Origin of the sequence: Sulfobacillus thermosulfidooxidans DSM 9293, from assembly GCF_900176145.1 — a bacterium.
GTDB classification, from domain to species: Bacteria; Bacillota; Sulfobacillia; order Sulfobacillales; family Sulfobacillaceae; genus Sulfobacillus; species Sulfobacillus thermosulfidooxidans.
In genome coordinates, this window is sequence record NZ_FWWY01000001.1 from 501,962 (window position 1) to 515,910 (window position 13,949).

The following is a 13,949-nucleotide window of genomic DNA, read 5'->3' on the forward strand; positions in this document are numbered from 1 at the left end:
TGGTGCCGAAGGCCGGACTTGAACCGGCACGAGGGTGACCTCATACGATTTTGAGTCGTACGCGTCTGCCAATTCCGCCACTTCGGCGACAACGTGGTTATTATAGCACAGGTTTTTTCTCAACTCAATAGGCAATAACAAACAGGGCGCCTCTCATTAGAGAGCGCCCTGTGAACAATGTTTTAGCTGTTAAAGTACAACTCGAATTCCATTGGATGCGGCCGTAGATTGACGGCATTCACTTCGTTGACGCGTTTGTAATCAATCCACGTTTGAATCAGATCTTCGGAGAATACGCCGCCTTCCAATAAGAATGCGTGGTCTTGCTCTAAGGCATCCAGTGATTCAGACAAGGAACCGGGAACACTTTGGATATTGGCGAGTTCGGCTTTGCTTAACGCGTAAATGTTCTTGTCTAAGGGCCCAAAGCCTTCCTTCACCGGATCTAAACCTTGACGGATACCATCGAGACCAGCCATCAACATCGCTGCAAATGCTAAGTAGGGGTTCGATGTGGAATCCGGGGTGCGGAACTCAATGCGGCTCGCTTGCGGACGGTCATTGACTGGAATGCGAATAGCAGCTGAGCGGTTACCATGAGAAAAGACAATGTTGACAGGAGCTTCAAATCCGGGCACCAACCGCCGATAACTGTTCGTCGAGGGATTGCTAAAGGCTAAAATGGCCCGCGCATGTTTTAAAATACCGGCAATATAGCTTAACGCAAGCGGCGACATATGCGCATATCCATTTTCCGAGTAAAATAACGGTTTACTGTCTTTCCACAGGGACTGGTGAACGTGCATGCCATTGCCATTGTCTCCATAAATGGGCTTGGGCATAAAGGTCACGGTCTTACCATGTTGCTGAGCCACATTACGCAATACATACTTGTACATCATCACGGTGTCAGCCTGTTTGGTCAAGGTGTTAAAGCGTAAGTCGATTTCCCCTTGACCCGCGGTAGCGACTTCGTGGTGGTGCATTTCCACGCGGATACCGACACTTTGCAACGCTTTGACCATGGCCGTTCGTAAGGCAGCCGTGCTGTCCAAGGGTGGAACTGGAAAGTACCCTTCTTTAGTGCGAATGGTGTGCCCTAAGCTGCCTTCTGCAAAGGAATTCCAAAATCCTTCCGAAGAATCAACCTGATATGCCGCATGATAACCTTGATTGATGTAGCGGACGGAATCGAAAATGAAAAACTCAATTTCTGGTCCCCAATAGGACACATCCGCAATCCCGGACGCCTTAAGATATTCTTCAGCGTTCCGTGCAATCCGGCGCGGGTCACGTTGATAGGGAACATGCTGAGGATCTGTTACATCCGCTACCAAACTCAACGTCGGCACCGTTGCAAACGGATCCACCACAGCGGTGTCAGGATCAGGAATCATTAGCATGTCACTTTCTTCAATGCCGCGGAAACCTCGAAGACTAGAACCGTCAAACGGAATTCCATTGGTAAAGGTGTCCTCATCGACTTCACTGACCGGTATTGTCACGTGTTGCCACGTTCCCGGTAAGTCAATGATATGCACGTCAATCATTTCGATATTCTTTTCCCGTATAGTACGTAACACATCCTCAGCTTTCACCATAAAATCCCCCTCGTAAGTTTACAAACAGCGTGCACTTTGACGAAAACTCGTCAATACGATGTTAAGTATATGAATGGATCTATCATACTGTCAATATGGCTTGTAAGCTTTTCAACAAAATCTCACACTGCCTCAGTGTATGCAAAAAAGCCCAGAATCATCCTGGGCTTTTTGCGAGAAAAATAGCTGGTGTGAGCACCTTAGATGTGATATTTCTCGAGGCGCTTGTTGACTTCATCCCAGTCAACATTCTTCATAAATGCCTCTATGTACGGAGCCCGCTTCACACCATAGTCAATCCCGTAAGAATGCTCGTACACGTCGAGAACAAAGAGAGGATAGGCTCCCCAAGGCACGCCCACATTGTGCGCATCTTGACCATAAATGTGCAGTTTTTCATCGTCCAAGTCATAAGCGAGGACAACCCAACCACGGACCGCCAATCCGGTGGCTTTAAACTCCGCTTCAAATTTTTGATAGGATCCAAAATCCCGTTCAATCAATTCGCGAATGCGGCCATGGGCTTCTCCGCCTTTTCCACCCAAGTTGTCAAAATACCATTCATGCAGCTTCGATCCGTTTAAGCAAAAGGTTTCCTCAGTCTTTAATCCTCGCAGTTCACTGTAGGACTGGTTGGCCGTGGACAAATCCACGGTTTCCATCTTGCTGCGAATTTCGTTCAGCTTATTAACGTAACCCTTATATAAAATCCCATAATGCTGCTCAATCTCTTCTTTGCTGATGCCCTCCATGGTCAAGCAGCTCTCTTTGAGATCACGATATGGACGTTGTTCCGCCATTAAACATCCTCCTGTCTAAGTTAAAGTCAGAGATTTAAGCAAACTTGTCTTCAGCCTAACCCGATAAAACTAAAAAACAATGTAAGCTAGGCCATTCCTACCAAATTTAGTATAACAGAACTTGCCCGAATGCGTGCCTCCTCCGTCTGGTCAAAAGATAAGCGGGAGCATCTAGAGCGTGCACAAGATCCACTTGGTCCTGATCTGTGGCCATATCTACATCCATAAGCATCTTAGCATCTTGCGTTTCCCACAAAAATCAGCATATGCTTGTTTCACAAAATGAGTCGACCAAATACCAGGAAGGCGGTATGTCTCGTGATCCAGCCCAAGACCAGTCTTTTAACCTTAACCCCTTATGTCCCGGGGCGGTCAATTGAATCCGTGTACCAAGATACCGGCATTGAAGCAATTAAATTAGCGTCCAACGAAAGTCTTTGGGGCCCCTCGCCCAAGGCGATCGATGCAGCCAAAAAGGCTTTAAATCACTTGTCTCTTTATCCTGAAGCGCATTTATCTGAAGTCTATGAGTTGTTAGCGGATCTTAGTGGCTTAAGCGCGGATCACATTATTGCGGGAAATGGAGCGGATGAACTCTTGCAGCTCATCGCCCTCACGTTCGCCGGTCCCGGCGATGAGATCATTTTCCCAGCCCCTAGCTTTTCCGCATACCGCCATGGAACCTTATTGACGGGCGCCACTCCTGTGGTCATTCCATTAAATGCACAAGGCGCTCCCGATCTCCAAGAGGCCTTGGCTCATGTATCCGCCAAAACACGGATTATCTTCCTTTGCAGCCCCAACAATCCGACTGGTGGTATCCTCCACCAAGATGAATGGAACGCTTTTTTAGCGCATGTTCCGCCGTCAGTACTTGTCGTCGTCGATCAAGCCTATTTTGAATTTGTCGAGGATCCCCACTATGCCCAGTTGCGTGAAGATATTTTAGCCGGCCGCCCAGTCATTATGGTGCGCACCTTATCGAAAATTTACGCGTTAGCCGCGTTGCGCATTGGGTGGGCTGCTGCTCCCTTGCCCATCATCCAGTCGCTAAGAACCGTCAGACAACCCTTTTCGGTCAACCGGGTCGCGTATATGGCGGCACAAGGAGCTCTGACCGATCAAAAATACGTGGCCAAAGTTCGTCAAGAAACCGTGGCCGCCAGAGCCTTTATGGCCGATCAATTCAGTCAGCGTGGGTATTCGTTTTGGCCATCTCACGCCAATTTCATGACCATTGACCTGCATGACGATGCTGAGAAGTGGGCTCGACAACTAGAGATGATGGGCTACGTCACACGGCCAGCGACAAGTTTTGGACTCCCGCATCATCTACGCGTAACTGTGGCTCCCATTCCCATTCTTGAAGGATTCTTCAATGCCTTTGATCGCGTGCGCGAGCGTTGACAATTGTTTGCAACTAGGTTACTGTAAACATATTCTTTAGTTCGCTGAATCGCTAATGTAATGAGGTGTTTTCATGGACGAATGGCTGAACCAAAATCGTCGGGAATATGAACTGATGATGATGGTCATTAATCAATTTTTAGCTCAAGGATTTTATCCGGTGCCCACAGCTCCGGCACAAGCGGGTCACTACCGCGAGGATCACACGCAATCGATTTTGGAACTATTGTCTTCTTTTCCCGAAAGTCATATCCAGTTCCCGTTACAGGTTTTTTCACTAGGCCCCGTTTATGATCCGGGTTATGGACGATGGGCGGAGACCATTGATGTCGAAATATTAGGGGCTGGGGGACCTCAACATGAACTCTTAGCACTCGAGCTGATTATGCGGCTGATTACCACCTGGCCCGGGTTAGCCTCACGCACGTTAATGGTTATGGGACATTTAGGTTTACTTAATCAGGTTTTGACCAGAGAATCGGTTCCGGATGTTATCGTTACCCAAATTCGCCAGGCACTGAGGTCAGGGAATTTGGTCACCGCCGAATCCTTGATGACCCACACCACTCCCAAAAGCCGACGCTTGTTGCTGTCTAAACCCTACAAGGAGTTCCTGGATAATCTCCGCAAAACGCTGCCGGAAGCAGACTTTGACCATTTATCCCGGCTAGAACAGGTTGTGCATCAACACGTCGAAACCCGGTGGGACTTGTCATTAACCGGAAATTGGCCTTATTACACCGATCTCGTGTTTTCCCTTTATCTTAAAGACGTGGGACAGCCGGTATTGAATGGGGGCCGCTTTGTTCAAGAAATCAATGGCCGGTCCTGGCAAGGGGTCGGCTTCACCCTCTATCTCGACCCGTTATATCACGCTGTCGGCCAAGAAATGGAGTCGTTAATGTCATGAGTTTTCAGAATGTCACTGTCGCGATCGCCAAAGGGCGCATTCTCGAAGGAGCCAAGACGTTGTGGCAACAAAGTGGGCTTTTATGGCCAGTCGATGAAGATAGTCGGCAATTATGGTTTGCGCCCAGTCCCGAGCGGCCGGGTATGCTCATTGCCCGGGCCCGGGATATTCCGACCTTGGTTGGGATGGGTATTGCCGATTTAGGGATCGTGGGGCTCGACGTATTGGAAGAATATCCCAATAACCATGTTTTGCAAGTGGCGGATTTGAAATTTGCCCAATGTCGTGTGGTTTTGGCTGGTCAAAAAAATCAATGGCCTGAAGGCCCAACCCGCATTGCGACCAAATATCAAAGGATTGCCCAGACGTATTTTACAATTCATCGGCATCCGGTAGAAATGGTTTCTCTCTCAGGAAGTCTGGAACTGGCACCCGTCATTGGTTTAGCACCTTATATTGTTGATATCGTCGATACGGGAAACACCTTGCGTCAACATCAGCTGACAGAGATTGCAACAATTTTGGAATCCAGTGCACGCCTTATTGCCAACGCCTCGCATTGGCGAACGAAGCCCGAACTCGAACACGTCAGGCATCTCCTCCAACATGAGGAGTAAGAAGGACTACGCAATTTTAGGGTCTAAAACGGCGAAAGGAAGAAGAAGATGAATTCCGTTCAAGAAACTGTTCGTCAAATTCTTGACGACATTAAACAACAGGGATTATCTAAGGCTTTAGAATATACTGAGCAATTTGATGGGGTTCGTCTAGAGCCTGATCAGGTTTTAGTGGATGTGGCAAGCCTTCCGGATCCGTCTTTGAATCCTGACCAAAAAGAAGCCATCGATTTTGCGGCCAGCCAAATTCGGCAATTTCATCAAGCGACCAAGCCATCCTCGACCGAAGTGGATCCAGTACCAGGCTTACATTTAGAAGAGCGATTAGTGCCGTTAAACCGGGTGGGAATTTATGTCCCCAATGGACAATATCCCCTCGTGTCCAGCTTATTAATGAGTGCAATCCCCGCCCAAGTTGCAGGAGTCAACGATCTCATTGCGGCGATTGCTCCTCGGTCGCCTTTAGAATCTAATCCCCTTTGGGTCTATGCGTTAAAGGTGACAGGTATCCGCACCGTGCTGCGTTTAGGCGGAGCTCAAGCCATTGCCATCATGGGTTATGGGTTTGATGGCTTCCCTCCCGTCGATCTCATCGCGGGACCAGGTAACCAGTTTGTCGCTCAAGCGAAACAAGAATTGTTCCGACAAAGCGTTGTGGGAATTGATGTGATTGCCGGTCCATCAGAAGTTCTCGTTATTACGGGGGAAATTGACGAGAAACAAGCTGAAGTCGCCGCATTAGATTTACTCGCGCAAGCCGAACATGCGCCTGATGCCCATGCATATTTCGTATCTTGGAATGCCCTAGCCATCAAGACCGTGCAAAACATGGTTGCGCAGTGGACCACAGATCATCAAGGCATATTAGGCCAAATTGATTGGATTACGGTGGACAGCCCTAAAGAAGCCGTTCGTTTTGCCAACCAGGTTGCGCCTGAGCACCTGGGTCTCATTGGCCAAGACGCTGAATCTCTTGCAGAGGGCATTAAAACGGCTGGTGCGTTATTCGTTGGCTGGCTGGCAGGCCAAGCCTTGGGCGATTATGTCGCGGGTCCCAGCCATGTCTTGCCCACAGGCGGAACCGGACGCTTTTTAGGGGGATTGTCAACCCGAACCTTCATGCGCCGCATGTCCGTTATTGCTACAGATGACGACTTACCTGAAGCATTCCTTCGTGCCGGCCAGGTACTCGCATCTTTAGAAGGACTCAAGTTTCATGAACAATCCCTACGCACCCGGCTGATACGAAAAGCATCACAGGGGATCTCACAATGACGCGACAACAAGAAATTACGCGTGTGACCAAAGAAACGGAAGTGCGGGTTCTCGTCAATTTAGATAGTCAATCCCCCACCACTATTGAAACCAATATCCCGTTATTCACCCATTTTTTGACGGCCATGGCCAAACATGGACATGTTGCCTGGCAAATCTTTGGGCATGGAGATGTTGAAGTCGATCCTCATCATCTCATTGAAGATGTTGGCATTGTCATGGGTCAAGCAGTGCGAGAAGCATTGGGTGATATGCGGGGAATCAAACGCTTTGGCCAACGTTATTTACCCATGGATGATGCTTTGGTCTTGTGTGCTCTCGATATTTCCGGACGAGGCGGATTATATTGGTCTGGACAGTTTCCGGATCGCCCCATTAATGGCATCGACGCGGAAGTTTGGCCCGAATTCTTTCGGGCTTTTGCCCAGCACGGCGGCATTACTTTGCATCTTGTTTGCCAAGCAGGGCAAAATGCACACCACGTTTATGAGGCCGCGTTCAAAGCATTAGGGCAAGCCTTATATGAAGCCATTCAAGTAGATCCAGATGGCGATGTACCTTCCACCAAAGGAGTGCTTTAGGCATATGGAGATTGCTGTCATTGATTATGGCAATGGAAATTTAGGGAGTTTGCTAGCGGCCTTAAGACGCCTTGGCCAACAACCACGAGTGATACGAGATGCCCACGATATTCGACCGGTAGATACAGTGATCTTTCCGGGAGTGGGTTCTTTAGCCTCTGTCATCGATCGACTCAAGGATCACGGGTTGTTTAACTGGCTTAATGAGCTTTATGACGCACAAACCCCGATATTGGGCATTTGTTTAGGACTTCAATTATTCTTCGATCACGGGGCCGAAGGTGGGGAAGGACTCCATTGGATCAAAGGATCGGTGCCAGAAATTCAAGCCCCGATTCTCCCCCATATTGGTTGGAATACCGTTGATGTTACTCCCCATCCCTTTTTGTGGAAAGGGTTAGCGGCACCCTATACATTCTACTTCGTTCACACTTACCGCATTTTGCCCGACGATGCATCCATTGTCCGTGGTGTGACCCAGTATTATGAGCCGTTCCCGGTGGCTATTGAGTCCCCTCCCTTGTATGGCGTGCAGTTTCATCCGGAACTCAGTGGTCATAAGGGGGCCCAAGTTTTACGCAATTTCTTAGAAATGGTGGAGAATCCTCATGGAAATTTGGCCAGCCGTCGATTGGCTTGACGGATATATGGTGCGTCTAGAACAAGGACAATATCACGCCGTAACCCGCTATAGCGATAACCCTCTTTTGGTGTTTCAAACGCGCTTTGGGCAATTGCCCCGCCGTATCCATCTAGTCGATCTAGATGGTGCGCGGACGGGACACTTTACAGCATGGAGACTGCTTGAGCAGTTAAGCCACCATGGTGTTGAGGTGGAAGTTGGCGGCGGATTTCGCGATCAATCATCCATTGAACAAGCTCTCGGCGCTGGAGCTCGGCGTGTGGTCCTCGGCACACAATTACTACAAGATCTTGCCTGGGCTAAGGAACTCTTGACACATTTTACTCCCGACCAACTTGTTGCTAGTCTCGATATTTCTATGGGACAGGCCAAATTAGAAGGATGGACCAAAGATGGAGGCAGTGCCGTAATACTCTGGCAAAATCTCTACCAGATGGGGTACACATTATGCAATGTCACCGATATTTCCCGGGACGGAACGTTGCAAGGCGTCAATATCGCCTTCTGGCAAGAGATTGTCGAGCATTATCCTGGCGATATCGGGGCAGGCGGAGGCATCCGCTCCGACCAGGACTTAGTCGTGTTGCAACAGTTGGGAATCCATCGTGCGGTAATTGGTAAGGGTTGGCTCAGCGGACAAATCGATTTATCGCAATGGGAAGGAGTGTTTTATGGTGGTTAAACCTCGCATTATTCCCTGTCTGGATGTCAAACACGGGCGCGTGGTCAAAGGAGTCAATTTTAATGACCTGCAAGACTCTGGGGATCCGGTGGAACTGGCCGTCAAATATTGTGACGATGGGGCCGACGAACTCGTTTGGTTGGACATTATTGCCACCGTCGAAGACCAAGAATTAAGTCTTGACCTAATCCAAAAAGCCCGAGATTCCCTCTCCATTCCGTTGACGGTAGGTGGTGGGATAAGGTCTATCCGGCACGTTGAACAACTCCTCGAACATGGCGCCGACAAAGTGTCGATTAATACCTATGGACTTGAAAACCCCAAGATTCTGGAGGAAGTGGCGAGGCGTTGGGGTGAACAATGTCTGGTAGTGGCCATCGATGCCAAGCTCGAGGGGGACCACTATCAAGTTTATGTGCACGGAGGTCGAACCCGTACCCATTATGATTTGGGGTCATGGTTAAAACAAGCCGAAGATTTAGGGGCCGGAGAATTTCTTCTAACCAGCATTGACTATGACGGCACACAACGGGGCTATGATTTGCCTATGCTCCGTTATGCCCGTCAAATCGTTCACCGGCCCGTCATTGCCTCAGGGGGGGCAGGAAGCATTGAACATTTGGCCGAAGCTATTGAAGAAGGCCAGCAAGCCGTCTTATTAGCATCATTACTTCACCAAAAACAAATCACCATTGGGGAAATTAAAGCAGCTTTATTTGAGAAGGGACTGGATATCCGGTGGCCGTTATAAACGAAGCAGGAAAAATTCTTTACCCAGTAGTCGTTCAAAGGGCTACGACCCGGCAAGTTTTAATGTGCGCATTTGCCGACGATGAGGCGCTAGAACTGACGCGCAAGACAAAACGGGCCCACTTTTACAGCCGCTCCCGCCAGAGCCTCTGGGAAAAAGGGCTGACCTCTGGAAATTATTTAATCGTCCAAGACGTTCTGCCCGATTGCGATAATGACAGTTTTCTTTATGTGGTGACCAATGATAATCCCGCCTGCCACAGAAATACAACGTCGTGTTTTGACAATAGCCCTGGATCCGAGGATGGTCCCAATCCCTTGGCACGGCTCTATCAATATATTCATGAGCGCCAAAATGCGGATCCAAACCAGTCGTATACCGCCCAGCTGTTACAAGGACCCCTAGAAAAGTTGTTGAAGAAAATTGGAGAAGAAGCTATCGAGGTCATTGTTGCCGCTGCCACTGATTCTCATACAGAGGGGGCCGACTTGGTGTGGGAAAGCTGTGATTTGTTATATCACCTGAGTGTTCTACTTGCCCGCTTTGATGTCTCGTTACAAACATTGGACCAGGAGCTTATTCGCCGTCATGACAGGAGCTTATTCGCCGTCATGAATCGTCATCCCCTGAGGCTCTTGAGCCATAATCCGAACCACTGCCGGTAACCAGGCACTATGGAACGGTTTGTCTGAAAGCCACGGCTTATAGGCCCATATTATGCGCAATCCTGCCGGCGATAGACTGACGAGCGCTTCATCTTCAATCGCTTGCCAGAGTTGATAGACATCGCCCAATTTCCGTGCAACTTCTATCGCGTCTTTTTCATTATGATCGGCCAGAGCTTGCCACAGGTCTTGTTCGTCACAAGACTCCGGATCTGCAAGGTTCGTTAGACTTAACGTATCCGTGCCTTCTGCTGGGTCCAAATAGGCCATTGATAGGGCCAAGAACCATCCCCAGGCTCCCCAAATAGCTAGGCGCTCATCTTGCTCGGAACAAGCAAATCGTGAGATGCCCAGCCAATCAGTAAGGGCTAAAAGGTGTCGCGAGAATTGATCATGGTGATGGATGGTTGGAGTGAGTTGAATAAGCTGGGCAGATACTTCGATTAAAAGTGCCGCCAGTCGCCGGTTACTAAGACCCGACGTGCTCCGTGCAACCTGGTCTAATAAGGCGCCCGTGATATCTTGGGTATAACAGGTAAAGAGATTTCCGGTCATGATGTCAGAGCGTGGAAAAGACTGAATAATGTCGATGACATATTTTACAGGATCCCAAGCCCGAACGCCGCTTGACTCCGTTTTCGGCACAAGCGGCGTCACACGGTGAGAGGAGGAGACCCATTGGGCTTGTGCACGCGTCGCCAAACGAAAATCCGGGACCTCGAGGATGGGCGGCCACCACTGTCCCAATTGGACACTAATTTGCCACAACGAGGGCAAAAATGTCAGAACGGGCTGCGGCATGCCATGCGGTAACGTCAATGCTAAGACCGATTGGGGACCAGAAAGACGCAGTTGACGTTCCGTATGCCACTCGGCCAAACGTAGCGAACCCGTCAACCAAGCCGTTTTGAGATCCCCTTGTCCTGATGTTCTTAAGGTATTTCGAATGCGTTTCTGCCCAAGCATGACTAAGGCCCTTTGAATGAGGCGGGTGACCACGGCCCAGCCCGTGGTACAAGAGCTCGTATTAAGGCTCAGTAATGCTCTTCCCATATCGATGCGTTCATATAGCATATCCGCATTTTCACGGACACGGGGACTTACCACAAAATGCCATAAAGCCCGAGATAACTCGCTCAATGGAAGATTGTGAGTGCGCCAATGACGGATCCAGTCATTGACTTCATACACAGACAGCTGGTCAATTTGATCCACAAGCGATACGCCAATGGATCGCCAGCTTTGGGCGGATTTCATGAACAGGCCTCCTTGGCTTATCCGCGAAAAAACGCGTGCAGTACTATTTATTGTACAGGGCTCTACTAGCGCAGGGGAAATTTCAAGGACGAAATCTAGACACTTTTCTTATAACAAGGCACAATAACGATAAGCACATGTGTTGAGTTTATAAAAAAGGGTGAGGAATAATGGCATTCTTACGTTCGTGGGGTTATGCGAAAGATCGACCACTAACATCGTATCAGGAACAACGACTTAATGAACTGTTAGACAAATACCATGAAGTGCAACACGAGAATTTTGTTGATGAGCTTGATGTCACGCAAGCGCTTATTGGCCGTGCTATTCCCTTTAGTGAATTAACCGTCCAAGAAGCAAATAAAATCGCTGCTCATCTCAATGTCCGCATTGCTTTACACACCTATTTTAGTGAATACCTGCCGTCGCCCGCACCGGATTTTGCCCAGGAAACCGAATGGCTTAACAGTGATCGGCCTTTATTAAACCGGGTGATTGCGCGTGCCGGTTGGGATACCGGAGAATATTTCTTATCGCCATATCCTTTAGATAAGGAGTCAGAATAACACGGTATGGACACACACCGCATTCTTGTTGTTGACGATGAAGAAGTCATCCGGGACGTTTTACAAATCGGGTTGTCGCACCGGGGCTTTCAAGTTTTAACCTGCCAGGATAGCGAAGAAGCCTTGCAAAAGGTCGGCAGCTTCAAACCCCATGCGGCCGTGATTGATGTGATGATGCCCGGTGAAGATGGTTTCCAATTAAGTCGTAAATTACGCCAAGACCCTCATCTCTTCATTCTGATGTTGACCGCACGCGATGCTGTGTCCGACCGTATTTTAGGTCTCGAAGGGGGGGCTGACGATTACGTGATCAAACCTTTTGATTTTGACGAATTAGTCGCCCGCCTTCGAGCGGGACTCAGACGAGTCCATCAAGATCAAAACCATGATCTAAAGTTCGGCCCCCTAAAAATGGATGATGCGAGCCATAAGGTGTTTTTGAATGATGACCCGGTAAATTTAACCGCCAAAGAATATGAGCTGTTACGATATTTATTGCTAAATCCCGGTGTTGTCCTGTCAAAGATACAAATCTTGCAACATGTGTGGGGTTATGATTATCCGGGCGATGACAATTTGGTAGAAGTTCATATTTCAAGTTTGAGAGAAAAGTTACAAGACCGGACGAAAAAACTGATCCAGACGGTTCGAGGATTTGGTTACCGGCTAGGAAGTTAATTCCATGGCGCAAAAAACCTTAACCGATGAACTCATTGGACGGCAAATATTGCTTTTGGCAATCTTGCTCATTATTATCGGAATTAGCCAATATTTGGCTCTGCGGTTTGTGCTCTTCCATTCTGAGGCTCGTTCGCTCCATCAAGAGATTACGGTCTTAGCGCCCATCATCCATCATGCGATGGTCAAACACGGCGCCCTAAATTTCCACTCCTTAGCGAATTTACTGGTGACGCGTCTTGAGTCCCCCGGTGTGGACGTTATTATTACCAATCGCTTTGGCTTGCTTATCGCCAGTTCATCCCCATTCAGCACACAAGTCGTTCCTCCCTTGGACGTCACGCACACGTATTTTCTGTGGCACCATCATATTGTCGTCGATGCCCCTTTGGGGTCTCTAGCCCATCCTTCGGGATATGTCTGGTTATTAGCGGCCACCAATTCCTTAGACCGGATATTAGTCCGGGACATTGAACTATTTGCATTCCTCGGGTTCTTGTCCTTAGCCATTACCGGCTGGTTGGGATCTTTATCTGTCAAACATAGCCTGGTGCCCCTGAAACAAATTCGTGATAGCACTGTACGGATTGCTCAAGGGGAAATTGGCCATACCACGATGTTAAAGAATCCTCCCAAAGAGCTCGGAGAACTAGGCGACGCCATTAATGTCATGTCTTTAGCGATTAAAGATTTGCTCGATCAAGAAAAAATGCTCTCTGACCAAATGCGTCGGTTTGTTGCCGATGCTTCCCACGAATTGCGAACCCCCTTAACGGCACTGAATGGATTTCTTACCTTAATGTCTGAAGATCATCTCACCGAAGAAGAAATCCAACGGGGATTTCAAGCCATGCGCCAAGAAGCCCAACGCATGGCTCGCCTTGTCAATCAGTTATTAACGCTCTCGCGGCTTGACACGGCACACGAAACTGCGCTTTCTATGCATCCGATTTCACTAGAAGAATGGCTCAATGGTTGCATGCCGCTCATTGAACGTTTGACCCGCGATCATGCCCTGCAAATCGAGACATCTCCCGTGACGGTTGATGCCGACAAAGATCGGTTAACCGAAATGCTGTTAAACCTCGTTGAAAACGCTAGTCGTTATACGCCACAAGGGTCGACAATTATGATCCGCATTAAGCGTGAGCATCCCTACGGACTGGTTGAAGTCATCGATGACGGGCCGGGTATCAATGAGAACGATTTGCCACATATTTTCGATCGGTTTTTTCGCGGGGACCCTTCACGCACGTCCAAATCGGGGGGTAGCGGATTAGGTCTCAGTATTGTTCAAGCATTGGCGCATGCCATGAATGGCCAGGTCGAAGTATTTAACCGAACACCACCTGAACATGGAGCTGTTTTTGTTATCAAACTTCCCCTATCCTCGCAAGAATCTCCGGATCATGATTAAGGCCGATCTCTAATTTCAGCCAGAGTTCAGCTCATAGCCGGATGTGATTTTTCATCCCCGACAATACTAAAAACACCACGTTATTGCGGAGGATGATAC

The 13,949-nt window shown here is 48.7% G+C and carries 15 protein-coding genes and 1 tRNA gene; 12 read left to right on the plus strand and 4 right to left on the minus strand.

What is annotated here, in order from left to right:
* The 3 genes from B8987_RS02655 to B8987_RS02665 all read right to left on the minus strand — a co-directional run bounded on the left by B8987_RS02655 (position 1) and on the right by B8987_RS02665 (position 2,401).
* A tRNA-Leu gene (locus B8987_RS02655) sits at positions 1-87 on the minus strand.
* 95 nt (positions 88-182) lie between these two features.
* Positions 183-1,601 carry a type I glutamate--ammonia ligase gene (gene glnA / locus B8987_RS02660; RefSeq protein ID WP_020376405.1) on the minus strand — a complete coding sequence of 473 codons (1,419 nt, stop codon included), beginning with the start codon at positions 1,599-1,601 and terminating at the stop codon, positions 183-185.
* A gap of 200 nt (positions 1,602-1,801) precedes the next feature.
* Positions 1,802-2,401: a superoxide dismutase gene (locus tag B8987_RS02665; protein WP_020376406.1), complete on the minus strand. Its 600-nt coding sequence runs from the start codon at positions 2,399-2,401 to the stop codon at positions 1,802-1,804.
* A 318-nt stretch (positions 2,402-2,719) separates the two neighbouring features.
* Between B8987_RS02665 and hisC the strand changes: the two genes are divergently transcribed.
* The 9 genes from hisC to hisIE all read left to right on the plus strand — a co-directional run bounded on the left by hisC (position 2,720) and on the right by hisIE (position 9,932).
* Positions 2,720-3,808, plus strand: coding sequence for a histidinol-phosphate transaminase (hisC, locus tag B8987_RS02670; protein ID WP_020376407.1), 1,089 nt, complete (start codon positions 2,720-2,722; stop codon positions 3,806-3,808).
* Positions 3,809-3,881: 73 nt separating this feature from the next.
* Complete coding sequence (locus B8987_RS02675; RefSeq protein ID WP_020376408.1) at positions 3,882-4,718, plus strand: ATP phosphoribosyltransferase regulatory subunit; 837 nt, start codon at positions 3,882-3,884, stop codon at positions 4,716-4,718.
* The gene (gene hisG, locus B8987_RS02680; protein ID WP_020376409.1) at positions 4,715-5,335 is read left to right on the plus strand and encodes an ATP phosphoribosyltransferase; all 621 of its coding nucleotides are present in this window, start codon (positions 4,715-4,717) and stop codon (positions 5,333-5,335) included. The genes B8987_RS02675 and hisG overlap by 4 nt, the downstream gene beginning before the upstream one ends.
* A gap of 48 nt (positions 5,336-5,383) precedes the next feature.
* Positions 5,384-6,610 carry a histidinol dehydrogenase gene (gene hisD / locus B8987_RS02685; protein ID WP_020376410.1) on the plus strand — a complete coding sequence of 409 codons (1,227 nt, stop codon included), beginning with the start codon at positions 5,384-5,386 and terminating at the stop codon, positions 6,608-6,610.
* On the plus strand, positions 6,607-7,191 hold the full coding sequence (gene hisB, locus B8987_RS02690; RefSeq protein ID WP_020376411.1) for an imidazoleglycerol-phosphate dehydratase HisB: 585 nt from the start codon (positions 6,607-6,609) through the stop codon (positions 7,189-7,191). The genes hisD and hisB overlap by 4 nt, the downstream gene beginning before the upstream one ends.
* Positions 7,192-7,195: 4 nt before the next feature.
* Entirely contained in the window at positions 7,196-7,831 is a 636-nt protein-coding gene (gene hisH, locus B8987_RS02695; RefSeq protein WP_020376412.1) for an imidazole glycerol phosphate synthase subunit HisH, read from the plus strand.
* Positions 7,800-8,516, plus strand: a complete 717-nt coding sequence (locus B8987_RS02700; RefSeq protein ID WP_020376413.1) for a 1-(5-phosphoribosyl)-5-[(5-phosphoribosylamino)methylideneamino]imidazole-4-carboxamide isomerase — start codon at positions 7,800-7,802, stop codon at positions 8,514-8,516. The genes hisH and B8987_RS02700 overlap by 32 nt, the downstream gene beginning before the upstream one ends.
* Positions 8,506-9,267 (plus strand): imidazole glycerol phosphate synthase subunit HisF, encoded by a 762-nt coding sequence (gene hisF, locus B8987_RS02705; protein WP_020376414.1) that lies wholly within the window; start codon positions 8,506-8,508, stop codon positions 9,265-9,267. The genes B8987_RS02700 and hisF overlap by 11 nt, the downstream gene beginning before the upstream one ends.
* Positions 9,255-9,932 (plus strand): bifunctional phosphoribosyl-AMP cyclohydrolase/phosphoribosyl-ATP diphosphatase HisIE, encoded by a 678-nt coding sequence (gene hisIE / locus B8987_RS02710; RefSeq protein WP_081503445.1) that lies wholly within the window; start codon positions 9,255-9,257, stop codon positions 9,930-9,932. The genes hisF and hisIE overlap by 13 nt, the downstream gene beginning before the upstream one ends.
* Here the strand turns inward: hisIE and B8987_RS02715 are convergent.
* Complete coding sequence (locus tag B8987_RS02715) at positions 9,867-11,189, minus strand: hypothetical protein (protein WP_020376415.1); 1,323 nt, start codon at positions 11,187-11,189, stop codon at positions 9,867-9,869. The two genes, hisIE and B8987_RS02715, sit on opposite strands and share 66 nt — an antisense overlap.
* Before the next feature lie 170 nt (positions 11,190-11,359).
* Here B8987_RS02715 and B8987_RS02720 point away from each other — a divergent pair, with 170 nt between their 5' ends.
* From B8987_RS02720 to B8987_RS02730, 3 genes are read left to right on the plus strand one after another with little or no spacing between them, the layout of a single operon-like run.
* The gene (locus tag B8987_RS02720) at positions 11,360-11,755 is read left to right on the plus strand and encodes a hypothetical protein (RefSeq protein ID WP_020376416.1); all 396 of its coding nucleotides are present in this window, start codon (positions 11,360-11,362) and stop codon (positions 11,753-11,755) included.
* A 6-nt stretch (positions 11,756-11,761) separates the two neighbouring features.
* Positions 11,762-12,433: a response regulator transcription factor gene (locus tag B8987_RS02725; protein WP_020376417.1), complete on the plus strand. Its 672-nt coding sequence runs from the start codon at positions 11,762-11,764 to the stop codon at positions 12,431-12,433.
* A gap of 4 nt (positions 12,434-12,437) precedes the next feature.
* The gene (locus tag B8987_RS02730; RefSeq protein ID WP_020376418.1) at positions 12,438-13,850 is read left to right on the plus strand and encodes a sensor histidine kinase; all 1,413 of its coding nucleotides are present in this window, start codon (positions 12,438-12,440) and stop codon (positions 13,848-13,850) included.
* The last annotated feature ends 99 nt before the right edge of the window (positions 13,851-13,949 follow it).

Bases quoted from the DNA above. Each gene is read 5' to 3' on its own strand.
- hisD (WP_020376410.1), top strand. From the start codon at position 5,384: ATGAATTCCGTTCAAGAAACTGTTCGTCAAATTCTTGACGACATTAAA.
- B8987_RS02730 (WP_020376418.1), top strand. From the start codon at position 12,438: ATGGCGCAAAAAACCTTAACCGATGAACTCATTGGACGGCAAATATTG.
- glnA (WP_020376405.1), bottom strand. From the start codon at position 1,601: ATGGTGAAAGCTGAGGATGTGTTACGTACTATACGGGAAAAGAATATC.
- B8987_RS02720 (WP_020376416.1), top strand. From the start codon at position 11,360: ATGGCATTCTTACGTTCGTGGGGTTATGCGAAAGATCGACCACTAACA.
- B8987_RS02715 (WP_020376415.1), bottom strand. From the start codon at position 11,189: ATGAAATCCGCCCAAAGCTGGCGATCCATTGGCGTATCGCTTGTGGAT.
- B8987_RS02675 (WP_020376408.1), top strand. From the start codon at position 3,882: ATGGACGAATGGCTGAACCAAAATCGTCGGGAATATGAACTGATGATG.
- hisH (WP_020376412.1), top strand. From the start codon at position 7,196: ATGGAGATTGCTGTCATTGATTATGGCAATGGAAATTTAGGGAGTTTG.
- hisG (WP_020376409.1), top strand. From the start codon at position 4,715: ATGAGTTTTCAGAATGTCACTGTCGCGATCGCCAAAGGGCGCATTCTC.
- B8987_RS02700 (WP_020376413.1), top strand. From the start codon at position 7,800: ATGGAAATTTGGCCAGCCGTCGATTGGCTTGACGGATATATGGTGCGT.
- hisF (WP_020376414.1), top strand. From the start codon at position 8,506: ATGGTGGTTAAACCTCGCATTATTCCCTGTCTGGATGTCAAACACGGG.
- B8987_RS02665 (WP_020376406.1), bottom strand. From the start codon at position 2,401: ATGGCGGAACAACGTCCATATCGTGATCTCAAAGAGAGCTGCTTGACC.
- B8987_RS02725 (WP_020376417.1), top strand. From the start codon at position 11,762: ATGGACACACACCGCATTCTTGTTGTTGACGATGAAGAAGTCATCCGG.
- hisB (WP_020376411.1), top strand. From the start codon at position 6,607: ATGACGCGACAACAAGAAATTACGCGTGTGACCAAAGAAACGGAAGTG.